General features: G+C 71.3%; 18 protein-coding genes. 9 read left to right on the top strand and 9 right to left on the bottom strand.

Annotated features, from left to right (window positions below; genetic code table 11):
* Positions 1–116: 116 nt before the first annotated feature.
* The 4 genes from M8C13_RS12680 to M8C13_RS12665 are packed head-to-tail and all read left to right on the top strand — an operon-like array spanning position 117 to position 3,826.
* A complete protein-coding gene (locus M8C13_RS12680) occupies positions 117–1,367 on the top strand; it encodes an MFS transporter (protein WP_252480741.1) in 1,251 nt (416 codons plus the stop codon).
* A 15-nt stretch (positions 1,368–1,382) separates the two neighbouring features.
* Positions 1,383–2,174, top strand: coding sequence for a hypothetical protein (locus M8C13_RS12675; protein ID WP_252480740.1), 792 nt, complete (start codon positions 1,383–1,385; stop codon positions 2,172–2,174).
* A gap of 36 nt (positions 2,175–2,210) precedes the next feature.
* On the top strand, positions 2,211–3,131 hold the full coding sequence (locus tag M8C13_RS12670; RefSeq protein ID WP_252480739.1) for a hypothetical protein: 921 nt from the start codon (positions 2,211–2,213) through the stop codon (positions 3,129–3,131).
* Positions 3,131–3,826 carry a haloacid dehalogenase-like hydrolase gene (locus tag M8C13_RS12665; protein ID WP_252480738.1) on the top strand — a complete coding sequence of 232 codons (696 nt, stop codon included), beginning with the start codon at positions 3,131–3,133 and terminating at the stop codon, positions 3,824–3,826. The genes M8C13_RS12670 and M8C13_RS12665 overlap by 1 nt, the downstream gene beginning before the upstream one ends.
* 308 nt (positions 3,827–4,134) lie before the next feature.
* Here the strand turns inward: M8C13_RS12665 and M8C13_RS12660 are convergent, their stop codons facing one another.
* The 5 genes from M8C13_RS12660 to M8C13_RS12640 all read right to left on the bottom strand — a co-directional run bounded on the left by M8C13_RS12660 (position 4,135) and on the right by M8C13_RS12640 (position 12,404).
* A complete protein-coding gene (locus M8C13_RS12660; protein WP_252480737.1) occupies positions 4,135–5,904 on the bottom strand; it encodes a Xaa-Pro dipeptidyl-peptidase in 1,770 nt (589 codons plus the stop codon).
* 229 nt (positions 5,905–6,133) lie between these two features.
* Positions 6,134–8,014 carry a Xaa-Pro dipeptidyl-peptidase gene (locus M8C13_RS12655; RefSeq protein WP_252480736.1) on the bottom strand — a complete coding sequence of 627 codons (1,881 nt, stop codon included), beginning with the start codon at positions 8,012–8,014 and terminating at the stop codon, positions 6,134–6,136.
* A 91-nt stretch (positions 8,015–8,105) separates the two neighbouring features.
* Positions 8,106–9,239 carry an amidohydrolase family protein gene (locus M8C13_RS12650; RefSeq protein WP_252480735.1) on the bottom strand — a complete coding sequence of 378 codons (1,134 nt, stop codon included), beginning with the start codon at positions 9,237–9,239 and terminating at the stop codon, positions 8,106–8,108.
* Positions 9,240–10,616: a glutamine synthetase family protein gene (locus M8C13_RS12645; protein ID WP_252480734.1), complete on the bottom strand. Its 1,377-nt coding sequence runs from the start codon at positions 10,614–10,616 to the stop codon at positions 9,240–9,242.
* A 39-nt stretch (positions 10,617–10,655) separates the two neighbouring features.
* The gene (locus tag M8C13_RS12640) at positions 10,656–12,404 is read right to left on the bottom strand and encodes a proline--tRNA ligase (protein ID WP_252480733.1); all 1,749 of its coding nucleotides are present in this window, start codon (positions 12,402–12,404) and stop codon (positions 10,656–10,658) included.
* Between the two features lie 123 nt (positions 12,405–12,527).
* On the opposite strand from M8C13_RS12640, the gene M8C13_RS12635 reads away from it, so the two are divergent.
* On the top strand, positions 12,528–12,911 hold the full coding sequence (locus tag M8C13_RS12635) for a VOC family protein (RefSeq protein WP_252480732.1): 384 nt from the start codon (positions 12,528–12,530) through the stop codon (positions 12,909–12,911).
* 7 nt (positions 12,912–12,918) lie between these two features.
* Here M8C13_RS12635 and M8C13_RS12630 read toward each other — a convergent pair whose 3' ends face one another.
* A complete protein-coding gene (locus M8C13_RS12630; protein WP_252480731.1) occupies positions 12,919–13,935 on the bottom strand; it encodes a GNAT family N-acetyltransferase in 1,017 nt (338 codons plus the stop codon).
* A 75-nt stretch (positions 13,936–14,010) separates the two neighbouring features.
* Between M8C13_RS12630 and yaaA the strand changes: the two genes are divergently transcribed.
* The 3 genes from yaaA to M8C13_RS12615 all read left to right on the top strand — a co-directional run bounded on the left by yaaA (position 14,011) and on the right by M8C13_RS12615 (position 18,208).
* Positions 14,011–14,754 carry a peroxide stress protein YaaA gene (gene yaaA / locus M8C13_RS12625; protein ID WP_252480730.1) on the top strand — a complete coding sequence of 248 codons (744 nt, stop codon included), beginning with the start codon at positions 14,011–14,013 and terminating at the stop codon, positions 14,752–14,754.
* A gap of 226 nt (positions 14,755–14,980) precedes the next feature.
* Positions 14,981–15,847, top strand: a complete 867-nt coding sequence (locus M8C13_RS12620; protein WP_252480729.1) for a serine protein kinase RIO — start codon at positions 14,981–14,983, stop codon at positions 15,845–15,847.
* A gap of 411 nt (positions 15,848–16,258) precedes the next feature.
* Positions 16,259–18,208: a DEAD/DEAH box helicase gene (locus tag M8C13_RS12615; protein WP_308202796.1), complete on the top strand. Its 1,950-nt coding sequence runs from the start codon at positions 16,259–16,261 to the stop codon at positions 18,206–18,208.
* Between the two features lie 187 nt (positions 18,209–18,395).
* Here the strand turns inward: M8C13_RS12615 and cobA are convergent, their stop codons facing one another.
* Positions 18,396–19,658 carry a uroporphyrinogen-III C-methyltransferase gene (cobA, locus tag M8C13_RS12610; protein ID WP_252480727.1) on the bottom strand — a complete coding sequence of 421 codons (1,263 nt, stop codon included), beginning with the start codon at positions 19,656–19,658 and terminating at the stop codon, positions 18,396–18,398.
* 275 nt (positions 19,659–19,933) lie between these two features.
* Complete coding sequence (locus tag M8C13_RS12605) at positions 19,934–21,001, bottom strand: alkene reductase (RefSeq protein WP_252480726.1); 1,068 nt, start codon at positions 20,999–21,001, stop codon at positions 19,934–19,936.
* Between the two features lie 101 nt (positions 21,002–21,102).
* Between M8C13_RS12605 and M8C13_RS12600 the strand changes: the two genes are divergently transcribed.
* Positions 21,103–21,498: a helix-turn-helix domain-containing protein gene (locus M8C13_RS12600; RefSeq protein WP_252480725.1), complete on the top strand. Its 396-nt coding sequence runs from the start codon at positions 21,103–21,105 to the stop codon at positions 21,496–21,498.
* Positions 21,499–21,977: 479 nt separating this feature from the next.
* Here the strand turns inward: M8C13_RS12600 and M8C13_RS12595 are convergent, their stop codons facing one another.
* Positions 21,978–24,326 carry a cobalamin biosynthesis protein gene (locus M8C13_RS12595; protein WP_252480724.1) on the bottom strand — a complete coding sequence of 783 codons (2,349 nt, stop codon included), beginning with the start codon at positions 24,324–24,326 and terminating at the stop codon, positions 21,978–21,980.
* Positions 24,327–24,332: the final 6 nt, after the last annotated feature.

Raw genomic sequence — 24,332 nt, 5'->3', positions numbered from 1 at the left:
ATAACGGACAAAGTCGTCCGAAAATCTTGACTACGCGCTGGGGGCGCTTCAGGCTGCCGCGCATGGGTGACGGGGTGCGGGCGGGCTCTGACGGGACAGTGGCGCGTGGGCCGCTCATGCGGGTGGTGAGTGCCGGGGTCATCGGCACGACGGTCGAGTTCTACGACTTCTTCCTCTATGGCGCGGCCGCGGCGACGATCTTCGGGCCGGTGTTCTTTCCGCAGGCCGATGGGCTGGTCGGGGTGTTGCTCGCGCTGGTCACCTATGCCGTCGGGTTTGTCGCGCGGCCGTTGGGTGGGGTGGTGTTCGGGCATTTCGGGGACCGGGTCGGGCGGAAGAAGTTGCTCGCGGTCAGCCTGCTGCTCATGGGGGTGTCCTCGTTCCTGATCGGCGTGCTGCCGGGGTATGCCGAGATCGGGATCGTGGCGCCGCTGCTGCTGACGTTGTTGCGGCTGGTGCAGGGGTTCGCGCTGGGTGGGGAGTTCGGCGGGGCGGTGTTGCTGGTCGCTGAGCACGGGCCTGCCCGGCAGCGGGGGTTCTGGACGTCGACGCCGCAGAGCGGGGGGCCGCTGGGCAACCTGTTGGCGACCGCCGCGCTGGCGGCGACCGCCTACTCGATGAGCAGCGCCGACTACACCTCCTGGGGCTGGCGGATTCCGTTCCTGGCCTCAGTTGTGCTGGTGCTGGTGGGGTTGTGGGTTCGGTTGCGGGTGGCGGAGTCGCCGTTGTTCGCCGAGGCGAAACGGGAGGCGCGGCCGGAGCGGGCGCCGCTGGTGACTGCGTTTCGGCGGCATCCGCGGGAGTTGTTCAGCGTGTTCGCGGCGCGGGTCGGGGAGAACGCGACGTTCTACGTCTTCACGATCTTCCTGCTCGTCTACGCGAACCACATCGGGTTGCCGGCCGGGGCCGCCACGGCGGCGGTGACGGTGGGCTCCGTGGTGCAGGTGCTGGCGATGCTCGCTGGTGGTGCCTTGTCAGACCGGTTTGGGCGGCGGCCGGTGGCGGTGGTCGCGGCCGTGCTGGCCGCAGCGTGGACGGCGGTGTTCTTCCCGCTGGTGGCGACCAGGGACCAGGCGTGGGTGTTGCTCGCGGTGGGCGTGGGGTTGTTGCTGCACGGGTTGCTCACCGGGGCGCAGGCGGCGTTCTACGCGGAGCTGTTCGACACCACGGTGCGGTATTCGGGCGTGTCGATCGGCTACCAGGCGGCGACGATGCTGGCCGGTGCGGCCGCGCCGTTGGTCGGGACGCAGTTACTGCGCAGCACCGGGTCACCCGCACCGGTGGCCTGGATGCTCGCGGCGTGCCTGGGTTTGACGGTGGTCGGCATGTTGATCGTGCCGGAGACCCGGCGGTCTCAGCTGCGTTAGGTACGGTGTCCAGCCGTGACGTGGTCTGGGGATCAAGGCAACAGGGGCGGCGGCGAGTTCACCGGGGCCTACGGGGGTCTGGGCGTGTTCGGCGAAGGCCAGCCCGAGCCGCCGAAGAACCGCTGGCGAATGGCGATCATCGCGGCGTTGAGCCTGGTCATCGTCGTGGGACTGGTGCTGGTCGTGGTGCTGCTGTCCCGGGATGAGACCCCGCCGCCGGTGGCGCAGACCACTCCGGCGACCTCGTCGGCCTCGGGCGGTTCCGGTACCGCAGGGTCCACGGCGACGCAGACCATCACCAACGCCGAGGCCGGTCTGACCTACAAGGTGCCCGCGAACTGGGAGAAGGGCGCTGAGGGCATGTCGCGCACGACCTCGGGGCCGATCCTGCGCGGGATGGCGGCGCGGCACCCATACACCTGCAACTCGTTGCAGTACACCCGCGCTGAGGTCGGTTCCGGCCGCACCGATGACAACAACCTGGCCCGCGCCGCCACCGAGCTGGCCAAGAACGTGGCGACCAGGGGTTACACGGTCGACAAGGTCGAGCCGAAGGTGACCACGAACGAGCCGAAGAACTTCGACAACGCCGGGACGACCGGGGTGCTGGTGGTCGCGAACACCACGGCGGCGAAGACCAGCGAGTGCAACGCGCCGCGCGGACAGGTCGTCGCGCTGGCGACGAAGGGCGCGAAGGGCACCTCGGTGTTCGTGCTCGACGTGTCGTATGAGGGGAAGTTCGCCGATCGCGGGCCGACCGACGCCGAGGTGCGGCAGATCCTCGACTCGGTGCGGCTGGTCAAGTAGCCGGTCACTCCGGCTCGGGACGGGTACGGTCGCGGGGTGACATCGTCAGGACCCGGCAACGGACAGGATCCGGCCTACTGGGAGCGGTATCAGAACACCGAGTTCTACGGCTCGGGGCCGGAGTACGGCGGGCTGGGCGTGTATCGGAGCGACGGCCCGGCTCCGCCGCAGCAGCCGCCGCCTGGGCGGTCCGGACGCCGGATCGCGGTGGTGGCGCTGAGTGCGGTGATCGTCATCGGGCTGGTGTCGATCGTGTTCCTGGTCAGCGGTTCCGACGAGTCCGGGCCGGATGAGTCGGCTTCGCCCGCCGCGGCCAGCTCGACCGCGCGGACCACCAGGAGCACCACCTCGCGTTCGGTCGCGCCGACCACGACAGTGCCGAGCAAGTCCATGGTTCCGCAGGTCAGCGGGTGGCAGGCGGTATGGACGAAGCGCGGGCTGGCCTACGACGTGCCGAAGGAGTGGAAGGTGCTCAACTCCTCCACGATCGTCGGGTTCGAGGACGGGAACGGGCCGAAGGTCGCGATGAGCGGGGTGTCGGCCTTCAAGGAGGGCTACTGCACCGCCGATCCGAAATGGCGCAATGCCCGGCGCGCGCTGGTCGGGGTCGGTGGCGCGAAGATCTCGGACGTGAACGTCACCGCGGCCGAGGGAGCGAAACTGTGGGCTGACGGCCGGTACGGCGAGAACGCGGGTGTGCAGCCGCGGGTGGAGCTGAGCACGGCGAAACCGATGAAGGTGGGCAGCCGCTCGGCCGCACGGGTCACGGCCAAGGTCGAGGTGACGTCCAAACACGAGTGCAACCCGCGAGTGGGTGTGGTGCACGTGGTGGCGGTGGTGGGTGAGACGCCGGAGACCGGGGCGGTGTTCGTGGTCCAGGCTGACCAGGAGACGCCGGACTCGCCGGACCCGGCCGAGCTGGAGAAGATCATCTCCAGTCTGCGGCCGGCGGAATGATGACGCCGCACACGCTGGTGCTGTGGGACATCGACCTCACCCTGGTGGACCTGCGCGGGATCGGCGCGGACTGGTACGGGACGGTGTTGCGGCGGGTCGCCGGGCAGGTGATCCGGCATGTGCCGTCGATGCAGGGACGGACTGAGCGGGCGATCACCACCGAACTGCTCAACCGGCACGGCATCCCGGAGAGCGAGGACGAGGTGCGGCGGGTGTTCGCCGCGCTGGTCGACGTGGTCGCCGAGGATCGGGCGGTCTTGCCTGAGCGGGGTAGCGCGTTGCCCGGCGCGGCGGCGGTGTTGCGGGCGTTGGCCAGCACGCCGGGGGTGGTGCAGAGCCTGGTCACCGGGAACCTGCCGGAGGTCGCGCGGTTCAAGTTGGACGCGTTCGGGCTGGATGAGCACGTGGACTTCGAGGTCGGCGGGTACGGGCACGAGTCGGTGGAGCGGCATCCGCTGGTGGGTACGGCGGTGGCGCTGGCCGAGCGCAAGTACGGGGTCGCGTTTCCCGCGGACCGGGTGGTCGTGGTGGGTGACACGCCGCATGACGTGGCGGCGGCGTTGCACCACGGGGCGACCGCGGTCGGGGTGGCGACCGGGCGGTGTGACGCGGCTGAGCTGTGGGCGGCGGGGGCGCATGTCGTGCTGCCGGACCTGGCGGACACGGCGGGGGTGCTGGCGGCGTTGGTGCGCTGACCAACGGCGGGACTGCCGGTGACACTGGCGCTGACCAACGGCGGGATCGGCGATGGCGGTGGTGCTGACCAATGGCGGGGGTCGGCGGCGACGTTGCTGCGGACAAGTGGCGAGACCGGCGGTGACGCTTGCGCTGACCAGCGGCGGGAATCGGCGGCGACGCCGGCGCTGACCAGCGGTGGGATCGGTCGTGGGGCGGTTGCCCTGGCTGGTGTGGACGTGGCAGCGCCCCGGCGGTTGGCCGCCGGGGCGCTGTGGTCAGTGCTGGTGGTGCGGGCCGCCGGGAGTGCGCGGCCCCTGGGGGTCGGTCAGAAGCCGAGGGCCTTGCGGCCGCCGACCACCGGGAGCTCGACGTGGCTGGTCAGCAGCGAGATCGAGTTCTTGCCGGCCTTGGGGTCGACCGAGACGTAGCTCGCGTTGTTGGCCACCACGACCAGGCCGATGCGGTGTCCGGCAGCGAAGATGTGGTCCTTCGGGTGCAGCTTCCAGCGCACGTAGTAGGACTGGCCGGGCTTCAGGTCGTGTTCCCAGCTCAGCGACAGGTGGTTCTTCACGTCGATCGCGCCGCGGGTGACCACGACGGGACTGAAGGCCGGGTCGCTGACCGAGCCGTAGTCCACCAGCAGCGCGGTCAGCGGGGTGCTGGTGGTCTCCGGGGTGACCCGCACGGTGACCTCGGAGGTGCCGGAGATCCTGGCCGGCTGCTTCAGCTCCGGGGTCAGGTAGGCGAGGCGGTTGGCCTTGGCGGCTTCCGGACCGCCGATCGCGTTGGCCTCGGTCTGCGCCGGGTCGTCGGTGAAGGACTGGGTGCCGGTGGGCCAGCTCGGCAGCGAGCCGAGGGTGCCCGCGACGCCGTTGGCGGCAGGGCCGAAGAACAGGCGGGTGTCCTCCGCCTTCTTGTCCGGCCAGCTGGTCTGGGTCTCCCACTTGCCGTCCGGGCGCTGGATGTCGGCGATCGGCTCCTTCATCACGCCGTTGTCCAGGCCGTACAGCCAGTGGTCCATCCAGCGGTGCATCGCGGCCTGCCACTCGGCCTGGCGCACGCCGTTGGGGTCGATGTGCCCGCCGCGCAGCAGCCACAGCTTGCGCGGGATGTGGTTCTTCGCCAGCAGGTCCCACAGCTTCGAGTAGTGTGCGGGCTTGACGTTCCAGTCCTCCTGGCCGTGCACGACGAACACCGAGGCGCGGATGTTGTCCACGTCCGGCTTGTAGTCGCGTTCCCGCCAGAACGGGGTGTAGTTGAAGGTGTCGTCGCCGGAGTTGTCGCCGAGTGCCTTCAGCTGTTCCTTGCAGCGCTCACGCGCGGCGGGGCTGGCGACGTAGCTGGCGAGCCATTCCGCGTAGCGCTCGTCCCAGCCGTTGCTGTAGCCGATGCCCTGGTCGCGGGTGTAGTCGTACCAGCTGGAGATCGCCGACATGGGGACGATCGTCTTCAGGCCCTTGATGCCGGTGGCCGCCACCGCGGTCGGCAGGGTGCCGTTGTAGGAGCCGCCGAGCATGCCCACCGCGCCGGTGCTCCAAGAAGCCACGGCGGGGGTGCCGTCGGCGTAGACGGCCTTGGCACGGCCGTTGAGCCAGTCGATGGAGGCCGCGATGGAGCGGGTGTCCTCCTTGCCGCCGGTGGTCGGGCAGCCGTCGGAGCGGGCGGTGCCCTGCATCTCGACCTCGACCACGGCGTAGCCACGCGGCACGAAGAACTCGTCGTACCAGCGGCGGAAGTCCTTCGGCAGCCTCGGGATCTGCCGATCGATCCGGTCCCTGGTCAGCAGCGGGGCCAGCTGGTAGTACGGGCTGGCCTCCATCACGATCGGGACCTTCAGGCCGGAGTTGGTCTCCTTGGGCCGCATGACGTCCGCGGCGATCCGGTCGAGCTTGCCGTCCGAGTCGCTGTCGATCTTCGACTCGATGTAGACGGTCTCCTTCACCGCTTCGGCGTGGGAGTAGATCGGCTTGGTCTCGTTGCCGACCACCGGCCCCTGCGGGGTCGCCGCGGCGGAAAGCGGCATCATCAGCGCCGACGCGGTGGCCAGGGCCACCGCACTGGCGAGCAGCGCGACAGGTCTGCGCGCGTGTTCCATGAATCCTCCTCCGGCCATACCTGCCTCACCGAGGCATGGCCGCTGACAGCACACATGACGACCAGGTTCCGTGAATCGGCCTAATGGCCCAATGTTTCGGAGCCGAACAACTTTCGGGTTGTCCGGTTGTGGACGTTGGTCACGGAACGGCCGGTGGTCCCGCCCGGCGCGCTGCCGGGCGGGACCACGGTTGACCTGGTGTTACCCGTTGTTGGGTGAGGTCATCCGGTCAGCCGCCGAGGGCGGTGCCGCCGCCGACCAGGGGCAGATCGATGCTGCTGTTGGCCAGGGACACCCGGACGCCACGGGCGGCGGCGTCCACCGAGACGTAGCTGCTCAGGTTGGCCACCAGGACCACGCCGATGCGGTGCCCGGCCGGGAACACGTAGTCCTTCGGGTGCAGCTCGAACCGCACCCGGTAGGCGGTGCCCGGGGTCAGCGCGGTGCCGGTCTTGAGCGAGGCGTGGTTCTTCACGTCGATGGAGCCCTTGGTGACCACCTGGTAGGTGGCCGCCGCCTGGCTTTCCGCGGGCGGGGCCGCGCAGCCGGTGCGCATGGCCAGGTCAGCTGCCTCGCAGGACTCGGTGAGCAACTGCTCCGGGGTCTTGTCCGACAGTGTGGTGGTGGTCGCCGGGCCGTAGTCGACGAGCACCGCGGTCAGCGGGGTGCTGTTGCTGTCCGGGGTGACTGTGACGTCGAGCTTGGTGGTGCCGGACAGGGTGGTGTTCTTGGCCAGCGGGGCGGTCAGGTAGGCGAGCCGGTTGGCCTTGGTGGTCTCCGGGGTGGACACCGCGGTGGCCTCTGTCTGGCTGCTGTTGTTGGTGAAGGACTGGGTGCCGGTACTCGCGGTCTTGTTCAGCGAGCCGACCGCGCCCGCGGCGGCCGGGCCGAAGTACAGCTTGGCGTCGGCGGTGCCGGCTTGTGGCCAGGTGGAGTGGGTCTCCCAGGCGCCGTTGGGGCGCTGGATGTCGGCCATCGGCTCCTTCATGACCCCGTTGTCCAGGCCGACCAGCCAGTGGTCCATCCACTTGTGCATGACCTTCTGCCACTCGGCCTGGCGGAACCCGATCGGGTCGAGGTGCGCGCCGCGGTGCAGCCAGATCTTGCGCGGGATGTTGTTCTTGACCAGCTCGTACCAGAGCTTGGAGTAGTGGCCGGGCTTGACGTTCCAGTCCTCCTGGCCGTGCACCACGAAGACCGAGGCCTTGATGTTGGCGGCGTTGGGGCGGTAGTCGCGCTCCTGCCAGAACGGGGTGTAGTCGAAGGTGTCGTCACCGGCGTTGTCGCCGAGGGCCTTCACCTTGGCCGCGCACTTGGTCTTGGCCTCGGCGCTGATGACGTAGTTCGCCAGGTACTCCGGGTAGCGCCGGTCCCAGCCGCCGCTGTAGCCGATGCCCTGGTCGCGGGTGTAGTCGTACCAGCTGGAGATGGCCGCGATCGGCACGATGGTCTTGAGGCCCTCGATGCCCGCGGTGGCCACCGCGTTGGGCAGGGTGCCGTTGTAGGAGACGCCGAGCATGCCGACCGCGCCGGTGCTCCAGGAGGCGACCGCGGGCTTGCCGTCGGCGTAGAAGGCCTTCTTGCGGCCGTTGAGCCAGTCGATGGAGGCCGCGATGGAGGCGGTGTCCTCCTTGCCGCCGGTGGTCGGGCAGCCCGTGGAGCGCGAGGTGCCCTGCATCTCGACCTCGACCACGGCGTAGCCGCGCGGCACGAAGAACTCGTCGTACCAGCGGCCGAAGCCGCGGGGCGCGGTGCCGGGGATCTGGCGGTCGGCGTCGACGGCGCGTTCCCGCGCGGTGGTGCCGCGGTAGTACGGGCTGGCCTCCATGACCACGGGTGACTTCAGGCCCGCGGTGTTGGTCTCCTTGGGTCGCATCACGTCGGCGGCGATGCGGTCGGGCTTGCCGTCGGAGTCGCTGTCGATCGCGGACTCGATGTAGACGGTCTCGCGGATGGCCTCGGCGTGGGAGTAGATCGGCTGGGTTTCGTTGGCGACGACGGACATCCCCGGCGGGGCGGGGGCGGCGGTGGCCGGCAGGGCGGCCAGGGTGCCCGCGAACGCGGCGGTCACCGCGGTCAGCAGGGTCAGTGTGGTGCGTGCAGGGCGCATGAGATCCAGCACACAAGATCGCTGTGACCAGCAGATACGAACTAAAGGAGGTGCGTTTCAACAGACTCATAAGCGATGTGGGCGATTCCGCCTAGCCGGTTGCTCCATTCGGGCGCACATGGATGTAGACCTTGGTGGCGTTGCCCGCGGCGATGCCGTGCACCAGGCGTTCGGCGGACCTGGTGGACAGGGCGTCGTCGGCGAGCCAGGCGTCGACCAGGCGACCCAGGCCGCGGCGCCACAGCTTGGCGCCCAGGAACAGCAGCTCAGGCAGGCCGTAGCCGTCGGAGGAGTAGCAGACCGAGCTGAACGGGGCCAGTTCCAGCAGTTCGGCGAGCACCTCGTGGGCGCGCTCGCCGACATAGGGCACGGCGAGTCCGACGTCAACCCTGACCTGGCCGTAGACGTGCGCGAGGTAGCCGGCGTTGCGGTGGAACGGCCAGCAGTGCAGCAGCATCACGGTGGCGCTGCCGTGCCGGGTGGCGGCGAGGAAGTCGCTGAGCAGCAGTGGGTCGGCGCGGTGCAGCCGCAGGTCCGGGTCGCCGAAGCCGGTGTGCAGTTGCAGCGGCAGGCCGAGCTCGGCGCCGACCCGCACGCCCAGGTGGGCGAGCCAGCCGAGCAGCACCGGGTCGGCCAGCCTGCCGCCGCCCTCGCGCAGCCAGTGGTCAGCGGCGCGGGTGAACTCCGCTGCCGAGGGTGGCTGGGCTGGTAGGTCGAGGCCGGTGCGGTAGGCGACGATGCTCTTCAGCCCGACCGCGTGCGCGCCGCGGGCCCGCACCGCCGCCTCCACCGCATCCGCCAAGCCCGCGGAATCGGCTTCTCTGGAGATCTCTTCGAAGACCTGTTCCAGGCGGAGGATCTCGTGTGCCACGCCGCCGCCGAGTCCGGCCAGCTCGGCGGGGGTGGTCAGGGACACCGAGCTGTACCCGGTGTCCACCAGCCAGGTGCCGACCCCGGCCGCGCGCAGCAGCCGTCTGCTGACCTCGGTCCAGCCCAGTTCCCAGCGTCGCGCGAGGTAGCGCTCGGGGTCGCAGTGCGGTTCCAGGTCCAGCAGCGGGGCGCACCAGCGCAGCACGGCCGCGCCGAGCAGCGAGTCGAAGCCGCTGCGGCCCGGGTGCGCGGTGGGCGCCTCGGTGAGCAGCGCCTCGAAGGCGGGCCGGTCCAGGTCGGCGTCGACCACGCCGTGGCAGTGGTGGTCGAGCAAGACCACCTCGTCGGTGATCATTCAGAACAGCCAGCGGGTGCGCGCGACGATCTCCTCGGGGCCGGCCTCGGCGAAGCGTTCCGCCTCACCGCGGCGCACGGTGAGGATCGCGTCGTGCAGCGGCGCGCCCAGCGCCTCGGCCAGGACCGCCGAGCCGGCGAGCGCGTCCGCGGCGGCCAGCACCGAGGTCGGCAGCCGGTGCACGCCGGAGGCGGCGCGCTGGTCCTCGGTCATGGCGACCGGGTCGCCGGTGATCTCCGGGGGCAGGGTCAGCTCGGCGCGCACGCCCGCGAGTCCGGCCGCGATGATGCCGCCGAGGACCAGGTACGGGTTGGCGGTGGCGTCGAAGCACTTGACCTCGGCGTTGGCCGCGCTGACCCGCTGACCGGCCGAGGGGGTGATGAACCTCAGCGCCGCCTCCCTGGTCTCCCGGCCCCAGCACTGCCAGGCCCCGGCCCAGAACGAGGGCTGCAGCCGCAGGAAGCTGGCCGGGTTCCCGGCGCCGATGGCCAGCAGCGCGGGCAACTCGCGCAGCACCCCGGCCAGGAACGCCTCCCCCACCGGTCGCAGACCGTGGCGACCGGGCCCGCCGGAGAACACGGGGCCGTCCTTGCCGTGCACGGACAGGTGAACATGGGCGCCGGAGCCGGAACGGCCCGCGATCGCGGTCGGCGCGAAGCTGGCCCGCCAGCCGTGCGCCGCGGTGAGCCTGCGGATGGTGTGCCGGACCAGCAGCACGTCGTCGGCCGCGGCCACCGGGTCGTTCGGCTCGATGGACAGCTCCAGCTGGCCGGGCGCGTACTCGGGGTGGAACTGCTCGACCTGGATCTCCTGCCGGTCGAGCACCTGCACCAGTTCACGCGCGTAGTCGGCGACCGCGGACAACCGGGACAGCCCGTAGCCCGGCCCCTCGAACGCGGGCACGAACTCGGTTCCGGTACCGGGCAGCCCGACCTGCCACTCGGTCTCGAACGCCATCCGCAGCTCCAGGCCGAGCTCGGCCGCCGCGGCGACCTGCCGGGCCGCGAAGCTGCGCTGACAAGCGGTGAAGACCTCACCGTCCTGGGTGAACTTGGTGGCGGGGGCCAGCGCCCAGCCGGTCTGCCCGGCCAGTGGCACCAGCCGGTTCAGGTCCGGGATGAGCCGCAGGTCGCCGTCGGGTCCGCCGAGGTACTTGCCGACCAGCGGCCGGTCGTCGCAGGTGAAGGTCTCGAAGCAGGGCGAGGCGCCCACACCGTGCCGGACGGCCGCCGGCAGCCTGCGGGTGGGCACCGCCTTGACCCGCGCGATCCCCGCGTTGTCCACAAAGGACAGTGCGATCAGGTCGATGCCCCCCGCCCGCAGGCGAGCCGCCAGTTCGTCCACGCCGTTGGCGTCCAGGGGTAGCTGCGCAGTCACCTACGCAGGTGTACCCGGTGCCTGGTTGTCACGCCAGATTCAGCCGCGCACCAGGGCGACCAGCTTGGCCACGGCCTCCTCGCGCGGCACGTCCTCGCGCTCGCCGGAGCGCCGGTCCTTGACCTCGACCACGCCGTTGGCCAGGCCGCGCCCGACCACCACGATGGTGGGCACGCCGATGAGCTCCGCGTCGGCGAACTTCACCCCCGGCGAGGCGGTGCGGTCGTCCAGGATCACCCGGATGCCCTGGGCGTCCAGCTCGGCGGCCAGCTTCTCGCCGCCCTCGCGCAGGGTCTCGTCCTTGCCCGCGATGACCACGTGCACGTCGGCGGGCGCGATCTCGCGCGGCCAGATCAGGCCGCGCTCGTCGTAGCTCTGCTCGGCGACCGCGGCGACCGCGCGGGAGACGCCGATGCCGTAGGAGCCCATGGTGATCCGGACCGGCTTGCTGTCCGGACCGAGCGCGTCCAGGCCGAAAGCGTCGGCGTACTTGCGGCCGAGCTGGAAGATGTGGCCGATCTCGATGCCGCGCGCCGTGACCAGGGTGCCGGCGCCGTCCGGCGAGGGGTCGCCCGCGCGGACCTCGGCGGCCTCGATCACGCCGTCCGGGGTGAAGTCACGGCCGGCGACCAGGTCGATGACGTGGTGGTCGGCCCGGTCCGCGCCGGTCACCCAGGCGGTGCCGGTGACGATGCGCGGGTCGGCGAGGTAGCGGACCCCGTTGTCCTGGATGGCCTTCGGGCCGATGTAGCCCTTGACCAGCCAGGGGTTGGCCTTGAAGTCGGCCTCCTCCAGCAGCGCGACCTCCAGCGGCGCGACCGAGGCCTCCAGGCGCTTGAAGTCGACCTCGCGGTCGCCGGGCACGCCCACGGCCAGCAGCTGCCACTCGGCGTCGCCGGGCTTGCGCACCTTGACCATGACGTTCTTCAGCGTGTCCGCCGCGGTGAACTCACGGCCGAGACCGGCGGCGTTGAGGAAGTCGACCAGGGTCTCGATGGTCGGGGTGTTCGGCGTGTGGTGCACCTGGGCCGCGGGCAGTCCCTCGATCGGGCGAGCCGGGGGCACCGGAGTGGTGACGGCCTCGACGTTGGCCGCGTAGCCGGACTCCAGGGACCGCACGAACGTGTCCTCGCCGGTCTCACTCTCGGCCAGGAACTCCTCGGAGGCCGAGCCGCCCATCGCGCCGGAGACCGCGGAGACGATCACGTACTTGAGGCCGAGCCGGTCGAAGATCCGGATGTAGGCCTCGCGGTGCAGCTCGTAGGAGCGCTTGAGGCCCTCGTCGTCGAGGTCGAAGGAGTAGGAGTCCTTCATGACGAACTCGCGGCCGCGCAGGATGCCCGCGCGCGGGCGCGCCTCGTCCCGGTACTTGTTCTGGATCTGGTAGAGCACGGCCGGGTAGTCCTTGTAGGAGCCGTACTCGCCCTTGACCATGAGGGTGAACAGCTCCTCGTGGGTGGGCCCGAGCAGGTAGTCCGCCCGCTTGCGGTCCTTGAGCCGGAAGAGGGTGTCGCCGTACTCGGTCCAGCGGCCGGTGGCCTCGTAGGGCTCGCGGGGCACCAGCGCGGGGAAGTGCACCTCCTGGCCGCCGATGGCGTCCATCTCCTCGCGGACGACCTTCTCCACGTTGCGCAGCACCCGGTAGCCCAGCGGCAGCCAGGAGAAGATGCCCGGGGCGACCCTGCGGACGTAGCCTGCGCGCACGAGCAGCTTGTGGCTCGGCACCTCGGCGTCCGCCGGATCCTCACGCAGCGTGCGCAGGAACAACGACGACATCCTGGTGATCACGACGGGACTCCTGGGGTTTCGGTGTCGGGTGGGCGCGGTGTGACTGGGCGCGCACGGAAGCGTAGTGAAGGGTATCCGCGCAGCGCAGGCGGGTTGTCGGTGGCGGGGTCTAGCGTGCCCGCCATGGCAGAGCAGACAGCAGCACTGAGCATCGGCATGGTGACCATCGACTGCGCGGATCCGCAGGCGCTGGCCGGGTTCTGGACCCAGGTGCTGGGCACCTCGGTCTCGGTCGACTACGGCGACTACGTGGTCACCGCGCCGCCCGTGCCCGGCGCGACCGTGCTCGGGTTCCAGAAGGTGCCCGAGGAACGAGCGGGCAAGAACCGGGTGCACATCGACCTCGGCGGCGTGGACCCGGCCGGGCAGATCGAGCGAGTGGTCGGGCTGGGCGCGAAGGTGCTGGCCACGCACGAGGTGCCGGGCCTGGCCTGGACCGTGCTGGCCGATCCGGAGGGCAACGAGTTCTGCATCGCCGACCACGGCGAGCTGACCGCCGCGAGCTGAGGACGGCTCAGCGCTGGTCGCGCGCCGGCGGTCGCGGCTCGTCGGTGGCGGGCGCGAGTCGTTCGCCGTGGCTGACCCAGCGCTGGGTGACCACGAACCCGGCGCGCCGGTACACGCCGAGCGCGCCGGTCGGGTTGTCCGCGTCCACGCCGAGCACCGCGCGCGGCACCCCGGCCTCGACGAAGCGGGCGAGCACGTCGGCGATCATCGCGGCGGCCAGGCCGCGGCGGCGCCAGGGCCGTCGCACGCCGATGTCGCCGAGCCACACCCGTTCCTGACCATGGGCGGCGCGGTCGTGCTCGCCCTGGAAGCAGAGCACGTACCCGGCGATCTGGTCGCCGTCGTAGGCCACCCTGGACAGGTCGCGGCGGAACTGGCTGGAGCCGACGAAGTGGTGCTGCCAGTGCTCGGGGTCGGCGTACGGGCTGCCCCAGTGGTCGCCGAAGGCTTCCACGTGGGCGAGCCGGACCGCCTCGTCCTCGCTGACCGGGAAGTCGGTCAGGTGCAGGCCTCCGGGCATCGGCGCGGCGGCCGGGGGTGTGGTCAGGTCGCATTCCATGTCGAAGAACCAGCGCACCGGCTCCATGCCGGCCGCGGTGAGGATCTTCTCGTGGTCCGCGGCGTCCTGGTGACGGCCCGCGGCGACGAAGCCGGGCAGCGTGCTGCCGCTGTCGCGGTGCATCTGCCTGGCGCGTTCGCGCTGCCAGCGCAGCAGGTTGGCGCCGATGCCGCGGCGGCGGTAGTCGGGGTGCACGTCGGCGTCCAGCCGGTACCACAGCTCGGGCTCGCCGGTGGGTTTGCGGTGGACCAGGGCGACCGCGACCAGCATCTCGCCGTGGAAGACACCGAGCGAGTCGGCGGCCGGGTCGAAGCCGGGCACGGTCAGGTCCTCGGCGAGCTCGCTCGCGAAGAACTCCTCGGCGCCGGGGTCGGTCTTGGCCACGGCCGCGCTCAGTTCGGCCCAGGCCGGCGTGTCGGCCGTGGTGAGGGGCCGATGGACGAGGTCCGTGCCGGAGGTCCGCATGACTAAGGAAGGTAGGGACCACTCGAGGAGGTGACGACTGAATTTCCCGGCGCCGTCCCCGGATAGGGTGCGTTGGTGCTGGTTCTGCTCCCCCCTTCGGAAACCAAGGCGCCCGGTGGCGACGGGCCCGCGCTCGCGGTGGACGGGCTGTTCGCGCCCGAGCTGAACCCGGTGCGGGAGAAGCTGGTGGACGCGCTGGTGGAGTTGTCCGCCGATGTGCCGGCCAGCCTGGCCGCGCTGGGCCTGTCCGCGCGGCAGACCGGTGAGGTGGAGCGCAACGCCGAGCTGCGGCGCGCGCCGACGCTGCCCGCGCTGCGGCGCTACACCGGGGTGCTCTACGACGCCCTGGACGTGGCCGCGTTCACCAAGGCGGAGCTGGCCAGGGCGAACGCCCGGCTCGCGGTGGGTTCGGCGCTGTTCGGGGTGCTCGCCGCGGGTGATCGGATTCCGGCCTACCGGCTCTCCGGCGGCAGTGTGCTGCCCGCGATCGGGCCGCTGGGGTCGCTGTGGCGGCCCGCGCTGGAGCCCGCGCTGGCCGCGGTGCACGGGCTGGTGGTGGATCTGCGGTCCGGGGTCTACGCGAACCTGGCGAAGGTGCCGGGTGCGGTGGCGGTGCGGGTGCTGACCGAGGACGCGCGCGGCAAGCGGACCGTGGTCAGCCACCACAACAAGTCGCACAAGGGCAGGTTGGCGCGGGCGCTGGCGGTGTCCCGGTCCGAGCCGGGGACGGTGGAGGCGGTGCGCAAGGTCGCGGTGGCGGCGGGTATGCGGGTGGAGCGGGCCGGGGACCTGGCGCTGGATGTGATTGTCAGCGGCTGAGGAGTCGCCGCTGACAAGTAATTCGGTTGTGCGGCGCGCGGGCGGTCGGCATGCTGCCCTTCGCACGCACCGGCGCCGGTGAGCACACCGGCTGGGTCGAGGAGGTGGGACAGATGGAACTGACTGTCGCCATGGGCGCGGTCCGCCGCTGCCCACCCGTTCTCCCCGCCGGTCGCTGACCTCTTTTCCGCGCGCGGCTGGGGTGTAGTCACCTAGGAGACCCAGCGTGCGCAGGCACGAGTACGACAACGCCTTCAGTTCCACCCGCACCCCGCGTCGCAAGAAGCGCTTCGACGACGAGGAGCCGCGCGACGCGACCCGGCGACGGCGGTTCGAGGAGCTCTCCCGGTCCGAACGCGGACCCGCGCCGATCCCGGAATGGCTGGTGACCGACCCGGACGTCACCGACGTCGAGCTGGGTGTGCTCAAGACCGGCAAGGAAGCCGACGTGCACCTGATCGAGCGGACCGGTGCGGACGGGACCTCCTGTCTGCTGGCCGCCAAGCGGTACCGGGCCCGCGAGCACCGCATGTTCCACCGCGACGCCGGCTACCTGGACGGCCGCAAGGTCGCCGAGTCGCGGCAGATGCGCGCGATGCAACAGCGCACCTCCTTCGGCCGCGATGTGATCAGCCAGCAGTGGGCGGTCGCCGAGTTCGCCGTGCTCAGCCGGTTGTGGCTGGCCGGGGTGCCGGTGCCGTACCCGGTGCAGCTGGCCAACACCGAGCTGCTGCTGGAGTTCCTCGGCGAGCCCGACGGCACCGCCGCGCCCCGGCTGGCCCAGCTGCGCCCGGACCCGGACGAGCTGCGTGGCCTGTGGCGGCAGCTGGTCCAGGCGCTGCTGGAGCTGGCCGGACAAGGCCTGACCCACGGCGACCTGTCCGCGTTCAACCTGCTCGTGCACCAGGGACGGTTGATGCTCATCGACCTGCCGCAGGCGGTGGACCTGGTCGCCAACCCGGCGGCGAGCAGCTACCTGGAACGCGATGTGCGCGGGGTGTGCGACTGGTTTGTCAGCCGCGGCATGCCGCCCGCGGTGGCCGACCCGGAATGGCTGGTCGAGCTGCTGGCCAGAGAGGCCGGAATCCGGTGATCGGCTGAGTTGTCAGGGTGGTCCGGTGGACACGTCGCGTCCACCGGACCACCGCTCCGCTGACCAGTGCTGACGTTAGCTCGCTCACTAGGAGCTGGATCGGTGCGGAGCTTGTTCGGACACCAGCTACACTGATCGAGTACCGCGATCGGGCGGATGACATATGTCCCCGCCCAGCCACACTGAACGGCCCGTGGTGCCAACCACACCCACCAGAGGCGCGCAACGCGCCGGGCTCGTCCTTGCGATCAGCTCCCGAACCGCCATCCATGGCGGGGGGCATCCCCGAGACGTGCCACGTCTCGGAGGTCATCTGTGTCCGTTGACACATCTGTCAGTCCCGTTCGCCCTGAGGACGCTGCCGGCGTCGTCGAGCAGGCGGTTCCTTCCTTCAGCGAGCTGGGCCTGCCCATCCAGTTGGTGCAGACGCTGACGCGCAAGGGCATCCTCACCCCGTTCCCGATCCAGGCCGCCGCGATGCCGGACGCGCTCGCCGGCAAGGACGTGCTCGGCCGTGGTCAGACCGGTTCCGGCAAGACCCTGGCCTTCGGCCTGCCGATGCTGACCCGCCTGGCCGGCTCGCACGCCAAGCCCCGCCAGCCGCGTGGCCTGGTGCTGGTGCCGACCCGTGAGCTGGCCATGCAGGTGCAGGACTCGCTCACCGACTACGCCGACGCGCTCGGCCTCAGCTGCCGCATGGTCGTCGGGGGCACCTCGTTCCCGAAGCAGATCAGCGCGCTGCGCCGCGGCGTCGACCTGTTGATCGCCACGCCCGGCCGGCTGGCCGACCACGTGCGTCAGGGCACCGCGGACCTGTCCGAGGTCACCGTGACCGCGCTGGACGAGGCCGACCAGATGGCTGACATGGGCTTCCTGCCCCAGGTCCGCGAGCTGCTCGACCTGGTCGACCCGAATGGTCAGCGGCTGCTGTTCTCCGCGACCCTCGACGGTGACGTGGACAAGCTGGTCCGTCAGTACCTGAAGAACCCGGTCACGCACTCGACCGCGCCTTCCTCGGCGAGCGTGACCACCATGGACCACCACGTGCTGTTGATCTCGGCCGAGGACAAGAACACCATCGTGGCCGAGGTCGGCGCCCGTGAGGGCCGCACGATCATGTTCGTGCGGACCAAGCACACCGTGGACCGCCTGACCAAGAAGCTGCGCAGCCTGGGCGTTCGCGCCGGCGCGCTGCACGGCGGCAAGACCCAGGGCGCGCGCACCCGTACGCTGGCCGAGTTCCGCGAGGGCATCGCCCCGGTGCTGGTCGCCACTGACGTCGCCGCCCGCGGCATCCACGTCGACAACGTCAGCCTGGTCCTGCACGTGGACCCCCCGGCCGACCCCAAGGACTACCTGCACCGCGCGGGTCGCACCGCGCGCGCCGGCGAGTCGGGCACCGTGGTCACCCTGGTGCTGCACAACCAGCGCCGCTCGGTGCAGGCGATGACCGGCAAGGCCGGCGTCAGCCCGGTGACCACCAAGGTCCGCCCCGGCGACCAGGCGCTGATCGAGCTGACCGGCGCCCGCGAGCCCAGTGGCGTGGCGATCCCGGACGAGCCGGAGCGCCCGCAGGGCCGCCGCAAGTTCGGCGACCGGCCCGAGCGTGGCGAGGGCGGCGGCTACCGCGGTCGCAGCAGCTGGAATGACCGTGGCCAGGGCGGTCGTCCGAACCGCTTCAAGCCGAGCACTGACGAGCGTGGCGGGGCTTCCCGCCGCGACTTCACCGACGCGCGACGCGAGGGCGGCGAGAGCCGGTTCGAGGCCAACCGCGGCGCTGACAACCGCTCGCAGGAGCGTGGCGAGTACCGGGGCAACGGCGGCGGCTACCGCAGCGCCGAGGGTTACCGGGGCGGCGACAACTACCGCCGCAACGACGACCACCGCGGCCCGCGGCAGGGCGGCTACCGTGACGGCGCCGCCAGGGACGCTGCCCCCAGGGACGGCGCGGCCAGGGACACCCGCGAGGGTGGCTACCGGGAGAACCGCTCCTACGGCAACCGCTACCCGGAGAACCGCAGCGGCGGCTCCTACGGCGAGAACCGCTCCTCCTACGGCGAGAACCGCGGCACCGGTGAGCGCACCGGCGGTTACCGCGGCGGCGACAACCGCTACCGCTCGGACAACCGCGCCGGTGGCGAGAGCCGTTACGACAACACCCGCTCCGAGAGCCGGCACAGCACCGGCGGCAGTGGTGGTGGCGACAGCCGCTACCGCACCGAGAACCGTTCCGGTGGCGACAACCGGCGCGCCGGCGGCGAGGGCTGGCGCGGCGAGGGCCGCCCGAGCGCCAACCGCGGCGGCTGGCAGCCGCGCAGGCACACCGGCGGCGCCGCCCGCCGCCCGAGCGCGGGTCGCTGACCAACAGCAGTACTGACGGGGACGGCCCCGGCGCCATTCATCTGGCGCCGGGGCCGTTCTCGTTGTGTGTCGCGTTTGGGGTCCAGGCCAGCGCTCATGCGCCTGCCGCGCGGATCGCTCAGCACGCGGATCGCTCGACTCCCCCGCGGTTCGCCGCTCGGCGTGACGCGGGGGTGCCGGCGCGCGATCAGCCGGAGCGGCCGGGCAGCTCCGCGGCGAGTCCCGCGACCGGCCCGACCACGATGATCGCGGGCGGCCGGATGTCCTCGTCCTTGATCGCCGCGCCGAGCCGGTCCAGCGTGCAGCGCAGCACGCGCTGACTCCGCGTCGCGCCTTCCTGGATCACCGCGACCGGCGTGTCCGCGGGCCTGCCGTGCTCCACCAGCGCGGCGGCGAACACCTCGGCCCGCTCCACCGCCATCAGCAGCACGAGCGTGCCGCGCATCCGCGCCAGCAGCGACCAGTCCACCAGCGAACGCGGGTCATCCGGTGCGACGTGCCCGGAGACCACCACCACCTCGTGCGCCACCCCGCGATGCGTCACCGGCACCTCGGCCAGCGCCGGCACGGCGAACGCGCTGGTCACCCCCGGCACCACGGTGACCGGCACACCGGCCTCGGCGCAGGCGATGAGCTCCTCGAAACCGCGCCCGAAGACGTAGGAGTCGCCGCCCTTCAACCGGACGACGAACTTCCCGGCCAGCGCGTTCTCGATCAGGGTCCGGTTGATGAACTCCTGGCTGGCGGCGCGCCCGTACGGAATCTTCGCCGCGTCGACGACCTCGACCTGCGGCGGCAGGTCCTCCAGCAGCTCACGCGGGGCCAGCCGGTCGGCGACCACCACATCCGCCCTGGCCAGCAGCCGCCGGCCGCGCACGGTGATCAGCTCCGGGTCGCCGGGACCACCGCCGACCAGAGCGACACCCGGCAGCTCACCGGCCACGCTGTCCTCGCCTGCCCGCTCGGCGGTGCGCTCGTGGGCGTCGTCGAGCAGCCCGGTGCGCAACGCGTCCAGCACGGTGTCGCGCACCGCCGCGGAGCGCAGCGGCCGTCCACCGGAGAGCACCCCGAGCAGCAGCCCGTCGTGCTCCCCCATCGCGGGCGTGACCGCGGTGCCCTTGGCGCCGATGTCGGCGCGCACGCAGAACACCCGCCGCGCCTCGGCCTCGGCGACCACCGCGGCGTTGACCTCCGGGTCGTCCGCGCAGGCCAGCGCGTACCAGGCGGCGTCCAGGTCGCCCTCGGCGTAGCGTCGCCGGGTCCAGGTGATCTCGCCGGACTGGGCCATGGCATCCACCGCGGGAGTCGCCTCGGGGGCGATCACTTCGACCGCCGCGCCGACCGCGACCAACCTGGGCAGGCGGCGCTGGGCGACGGTCCCGGCGCCGATGACGACAACCCGGCGGCCGGTGAGGTCCAGCCCGGCCAGATAGTGGTGCTCTGCGTGCATGGCAGACAGCATGCCCCGGCGCGCGGCGAAGTCCACGATCACGTCACCGAGCTGTGTCGATGACCATAGCCACCCGTCGAGTGGAATATTCACCGTGCTGACATGGCGAGGAGGGACGACCTACACGGTCGCCCCTCCGTCGTTTTAGCCTGGCTGGTTGGCGGCCGCCAGTTCGTCAGTCGCGGCCCGTCAGCTCCTAGCTCGGTCAGCCGACCAGCTTTGTCAGTCGGCCAGCTTTGTCAGCCGGTCAACGTCGATCAACCAGCCCGCGCCGATCAGCCGGTCAGCGCCGGGTAGTCGGTGTAGCCGCGGTGGTCGCCGCCGTAGAAGGTGGCCGGGTCCGCCTCGTTCAGCTCCGCGCCGGTGCGGAACCGCTCCGGCAGGTCCGGGTTGGCCAGGAACTGCCTGCCGAAGGCGACCAGGTCGCCCGCGCCGTCGGCGATCGCCTGCTCGCCGTGCTCCTTGCCGGTCGGCAGGCCGCCGTTCACCGGGGAGAGGATGACGACACCTGGCCACTGCGCGCGCAGCTTCTGGGTGAACTCGCGGCCCGCGCTCTCCACGATGTGCAGGTAGGCCAGGTTGAGCGAGGCGATCTCGCGCAGCAGCGCCGGGTACAGCTCCTCGGTGTCGGTCTCGGCGGTCCCGTTGAAGGTGTTCGCCGGCGAGATGCGCAGGCCGACGCGCTCCGGGCCGATGGCCTCGGCGACCGCGGTGGTGACCTCGACGGCGAACCGGATGCGGTTGTCCACCGAGCCGCCGTACTTGTCAGTGCGCTGGTTGGTGTTGCCGGCCAGGAACTGGTGGATCAGGTAGCCGTTCGCGCCGTGCAGTTCGACGCCGTCGGCGCCGGCCCGGATCGCGTTGCGCGCGGCCTCGGCGAAGTCGCGGATGGTCTGCTCGATCTCGGCAGTGGTCAGCTCGCGCGGCGGCTCGTTGTCGAGCAGCCCTTCGTAGGTGTAGGTCTGCCCTTCCAGGAGCACCGGCGACGGCGCGACCTGAGGCTCACCGTCGTGCAGCGCGGGGTGGCCGACACGGCCGGTGTGCATGAGCTGGACGAAGACGCGTCCACCCTTGTCATGCACCGCGTCGGTGACCCGCCGCCAGCCCGCGACCTGCTCCTCGGTGTGCAGGCCGGGCGTGGTCACGTAGCCCTGGCCGATCGCCGACGGCTGGGTGCCCTCGGTGACGATCAGTCCGGCGCCCGCGCGCTGGGCGTAGTAGGTGACCATCAGGTCGGTGGGCACCCCGGCCCGGTCGGCACGGTTGCGCGTCATCGGGGACATGACGATGCGGTTCGCCAAGCCCAGACCGCCGACCTTCGTCTCCTCGAACAGGATGCTCACGTACTTCCTCCAAGGTTGCCCACTGACTTACCTATCGTAAGCATGCTGACGAAAGGTGAGCTTGTCAAGCGGAAGGCGCTAATCGGAGGTAAGCTGCACAAATGGACCAGATCACCCCCTACTGTCCGCAGTTCCAGGACGCCATGGAGGTGCTCGGTCGCCGGTGGACCGGGGCGATCGTGCGCGCCATGCTGGCCGGCCGGACCCGCTTCTCGGAGCTGACCGAGACCATCCCCGACCTGACCGACCGGCTGCTGTCGATCCGGCTCAAGGAGCTGGAGAGCGAGGGCATCGTCACCCGGCACGTGGAGCCGACCCGGCCGGTGCGCATCGAGTACCGGCTGACGAACAAGGGGCGCGAACTGGCCGACGTGGTGACCCTGCTCGGCGACTGGGCGCACCGGCACTCCACGCCAGAGCAGAAGGCCGCCTACGCCGCGGCCAAAGCGGCCGAGGCGGCCGAGTCCGAGGCGACGGAACCCGCCAGGCAAAGCTGAGTCTCATTCGGAAACAGAAAAAGCTCTGCCTGCCCCGGGCGGCGGATGGGGCAGGCAGAGCGGTCTCTCTTCGGCGCGATCAGCACACTGGATGCGGAATTGACCGCCCGCCGCGAACGCGTCGCGGACTACCACTTCACACTTCGTTCTTCGGCACCGTGGCGTCGGGGGGCTTCGGATAATCATTTCGCCACTGCTCGTGCCGCAGTGGCCACCACTTGCCTGCCGTGACAGGCCCGTTTCTCGACCTCCCCGAGTCTGGCCCGACTACGTCCCGGTGCTGACTCAATGCCAACACGCGGCCAACTAGCTGGTCAACTGCACGGAAGTTGGATTCGCCGGACCCTGTGGAAACACGAGCAGCGACGATCACACCACGGTCACGGCCACAGAAATGACCGAACCAGCGAGTTCCCGCCGCCCGGGTACACATTCGGCTGAACTCGCGCACGCGACCGGTTCTCGCCAGCGCGATTTCCTCAGCGGCCCGCACCCCTGTGGACAACCGGAACACCGATCACGACGGCGGTGCTAGCGTCGAAATCGGCCGGGTCCAACTCGGCCAGCGGAATCCACCGGGCGGTCTGATCGGGCCGGCCCGGATCGCGGACCACACCGGCAGGGGTGTTCGGTCCACGGGACTCCAGCAATACCGTGAGGACCTCGTCCGCCCAGGTTCGCCAGGCGGTCGTGGGACTCAGCCGCAACGGCAGATCGCTCGCGGCGAGCACACGGAGACGCTGTTCCTGTACGGGCCATGGTTCGGTCGCGGACAGGGTCAGCTCGATGTGGCCGCCGGGCGCGGTCGCGCCGCCATGAGGTGCTGCTTGCACATCCGACGCCGCGCCCGGGGCGAGCGCCGCAGTGAGACGCGGTGCCGTGCCGGGGTGTGACGAGGCGCCGGGATGCGGTGCCGCACCGAGGGCTGACGCCGTGTCGGGGGCTACTTGCGGGCCTCGGTGCGGTGGCGCACCTGTATGCGGTGGGGTGCCCGTCTGCAGCGGCATGTCGGTGTGCGGTGACATGTCCGCGTGCGGCGGCGTCTCCGCATGCGGTGGTGCCTCTGCGTGCGGTGGTGCCTTCACGTGGGGCGGTGCATCTGCATGCGGTGGTGCCTCCGCGTGGGGTGGTGCCTCCGCGTGGGGCGGTGCATCTGCATGCGGTGGTGCCTCCGCGTGGGGTGGTGCCTCCGCGTGGGGCGGTGCATCTGCATGCGGTGGTGCCTCCGCGTGGGGTGGTGCCTCCGCGTGGGGTGGTGCCTCCGCGTCGGGCGACGTCTCTGCGAACACTGGAGTGTCTGCGAGCGATGGTGCGCCCGCGTGCGCCGGTGTGTCCGGGCGCGCTGGGGTGTTGCCGGGCTGGGTGCTGGCCGGACCTGGGTCGGCGCTCGTGGTCGGCTCGGTGTTGCTGTCCGGGGTGGCGGCCGGGTGGGGTGGCTCGGCGGTCTGGTGCGCGCTGTCGCTGGGTGACGCGGTGGCTGGGGTGCTCAACAATGTGGTTGCCGCGACCGCTGCTGGGGACAGGCCCGGGACGGTGACCACGGTGACTTCTGGGCCGGTGGCTGGGGCTGTTGGGCTCAGCAGGGCCACGGCGCGGCCGGCGGTGGCCAGCTCGACTGCCTGCCGAGCCGCTTCCTCCGGGTTGCCGCTGGACCAGAGTTCGGTGCCGGGGCGGACCAGGGTGCGGACCTGGTTGAGGGTGTCCTCGGTGCCGACCACCACGGCGGCCTTGCGGAGTTCGGTTTCGGCGCGGGGGACGCGGAGGTCTGGGTTGCCGGGGCCGAGGTCGATCACGGCCAGGCGGCCCCGCGGGCGGATGCGGGCGGCGGCGACGGTGACGTTGCCACGAATGGTTTTCTCGGCGGCGAGTTCGGTGGGGGCGCCGTGGGCGAGGGTGGCGGCGGCGTGCAGGGCGGCGGCCTCGGCGACGCTGGGGGTGCCGGTGGTGGTGTGGGTGTGCGGGCTGGGGTTGGGGACGGGGATGGTGGCCAGGGTGGTGGCCGCGTAGTGCAGCAGGCGGGGGGTGCGGGCGGTCCAGAAGCCGTGGTCCTCGACCGCTTCGAGGATGCCGGGTTCGGTGGCCTTCGCCTCGACGGTGGCGAAGGCGAGGATGGCGCGGTGGTCCAGGCGGTGCTCGTCGGTCAGGGCGGCGACCGCGGTGGTGACGGCGGTGGTGGACACGCCGCTGGTGGAGCCGACACCGACGATCAGGGTGCGCGGGACGATGCGCAGCACGTGGCCGTCGGGTTCAGGGCTGGGCAGGCGGTCGTCCAGCAGGATCGTCCACTGTGGACTCTCGTCGCCGAGGGGGGCGTTGGCGAGCAGGATGTTGGACGGCAGGGCGGGCAGGGGGAAGCCGAGGGGGTTGGCCAGGCGGACGCGTTCGCCGGCCAGGACGGCGGCGCCGCAGGCGGTGAGGTCGCCGTCCACCGCGGCGTCGAGGAGTTCGACCAGGTCGTCCAGCGGGGTGGTGCCGGTGGCGTGGTCGGCGGCGGTGACCACTGCGGTGCCGCCGAGGATCTCGGCCACCTGCGCGGCCAGGTCGCGGGCGTTGCCAGCTGGGCCGTCGATGAGGGCCACCGCGAAGCGTTCGGCCTCGTCGACGCAGACCACGGCCGGGTCGTTGTGGCGTTCCCGCAGCAGGGGGGCGACCAGGCGGATGGCCGAGTCGGTGGCGAGCAGGAAGACCGCGGCGTCCAGTTGGGGCCACAGGCGTTCCAGGGCGGGGCGGATGGGGCCGTCGGCGAGGACGGCGGCCGGGCCGAGGCGGCCGGCGAGTTCAGCGGCGGCTTGCCTTCCGGCGGCGCTCGCCGCGAACAGCCCGATCACGCGCCA

Source organism: Crossiella sp. SN42, assembly GCF_023897065.1.
Classification (GTDB): Bacteria; Actinomycetota; Actinomycetes; order Mycobacteriales; family Pseudonocardiaceae; genus Crossiella.
Note: the sequence above shows the minus strand (reverse complement) of the source record. Positions and strands in the feature narration are given on the sequence as shown.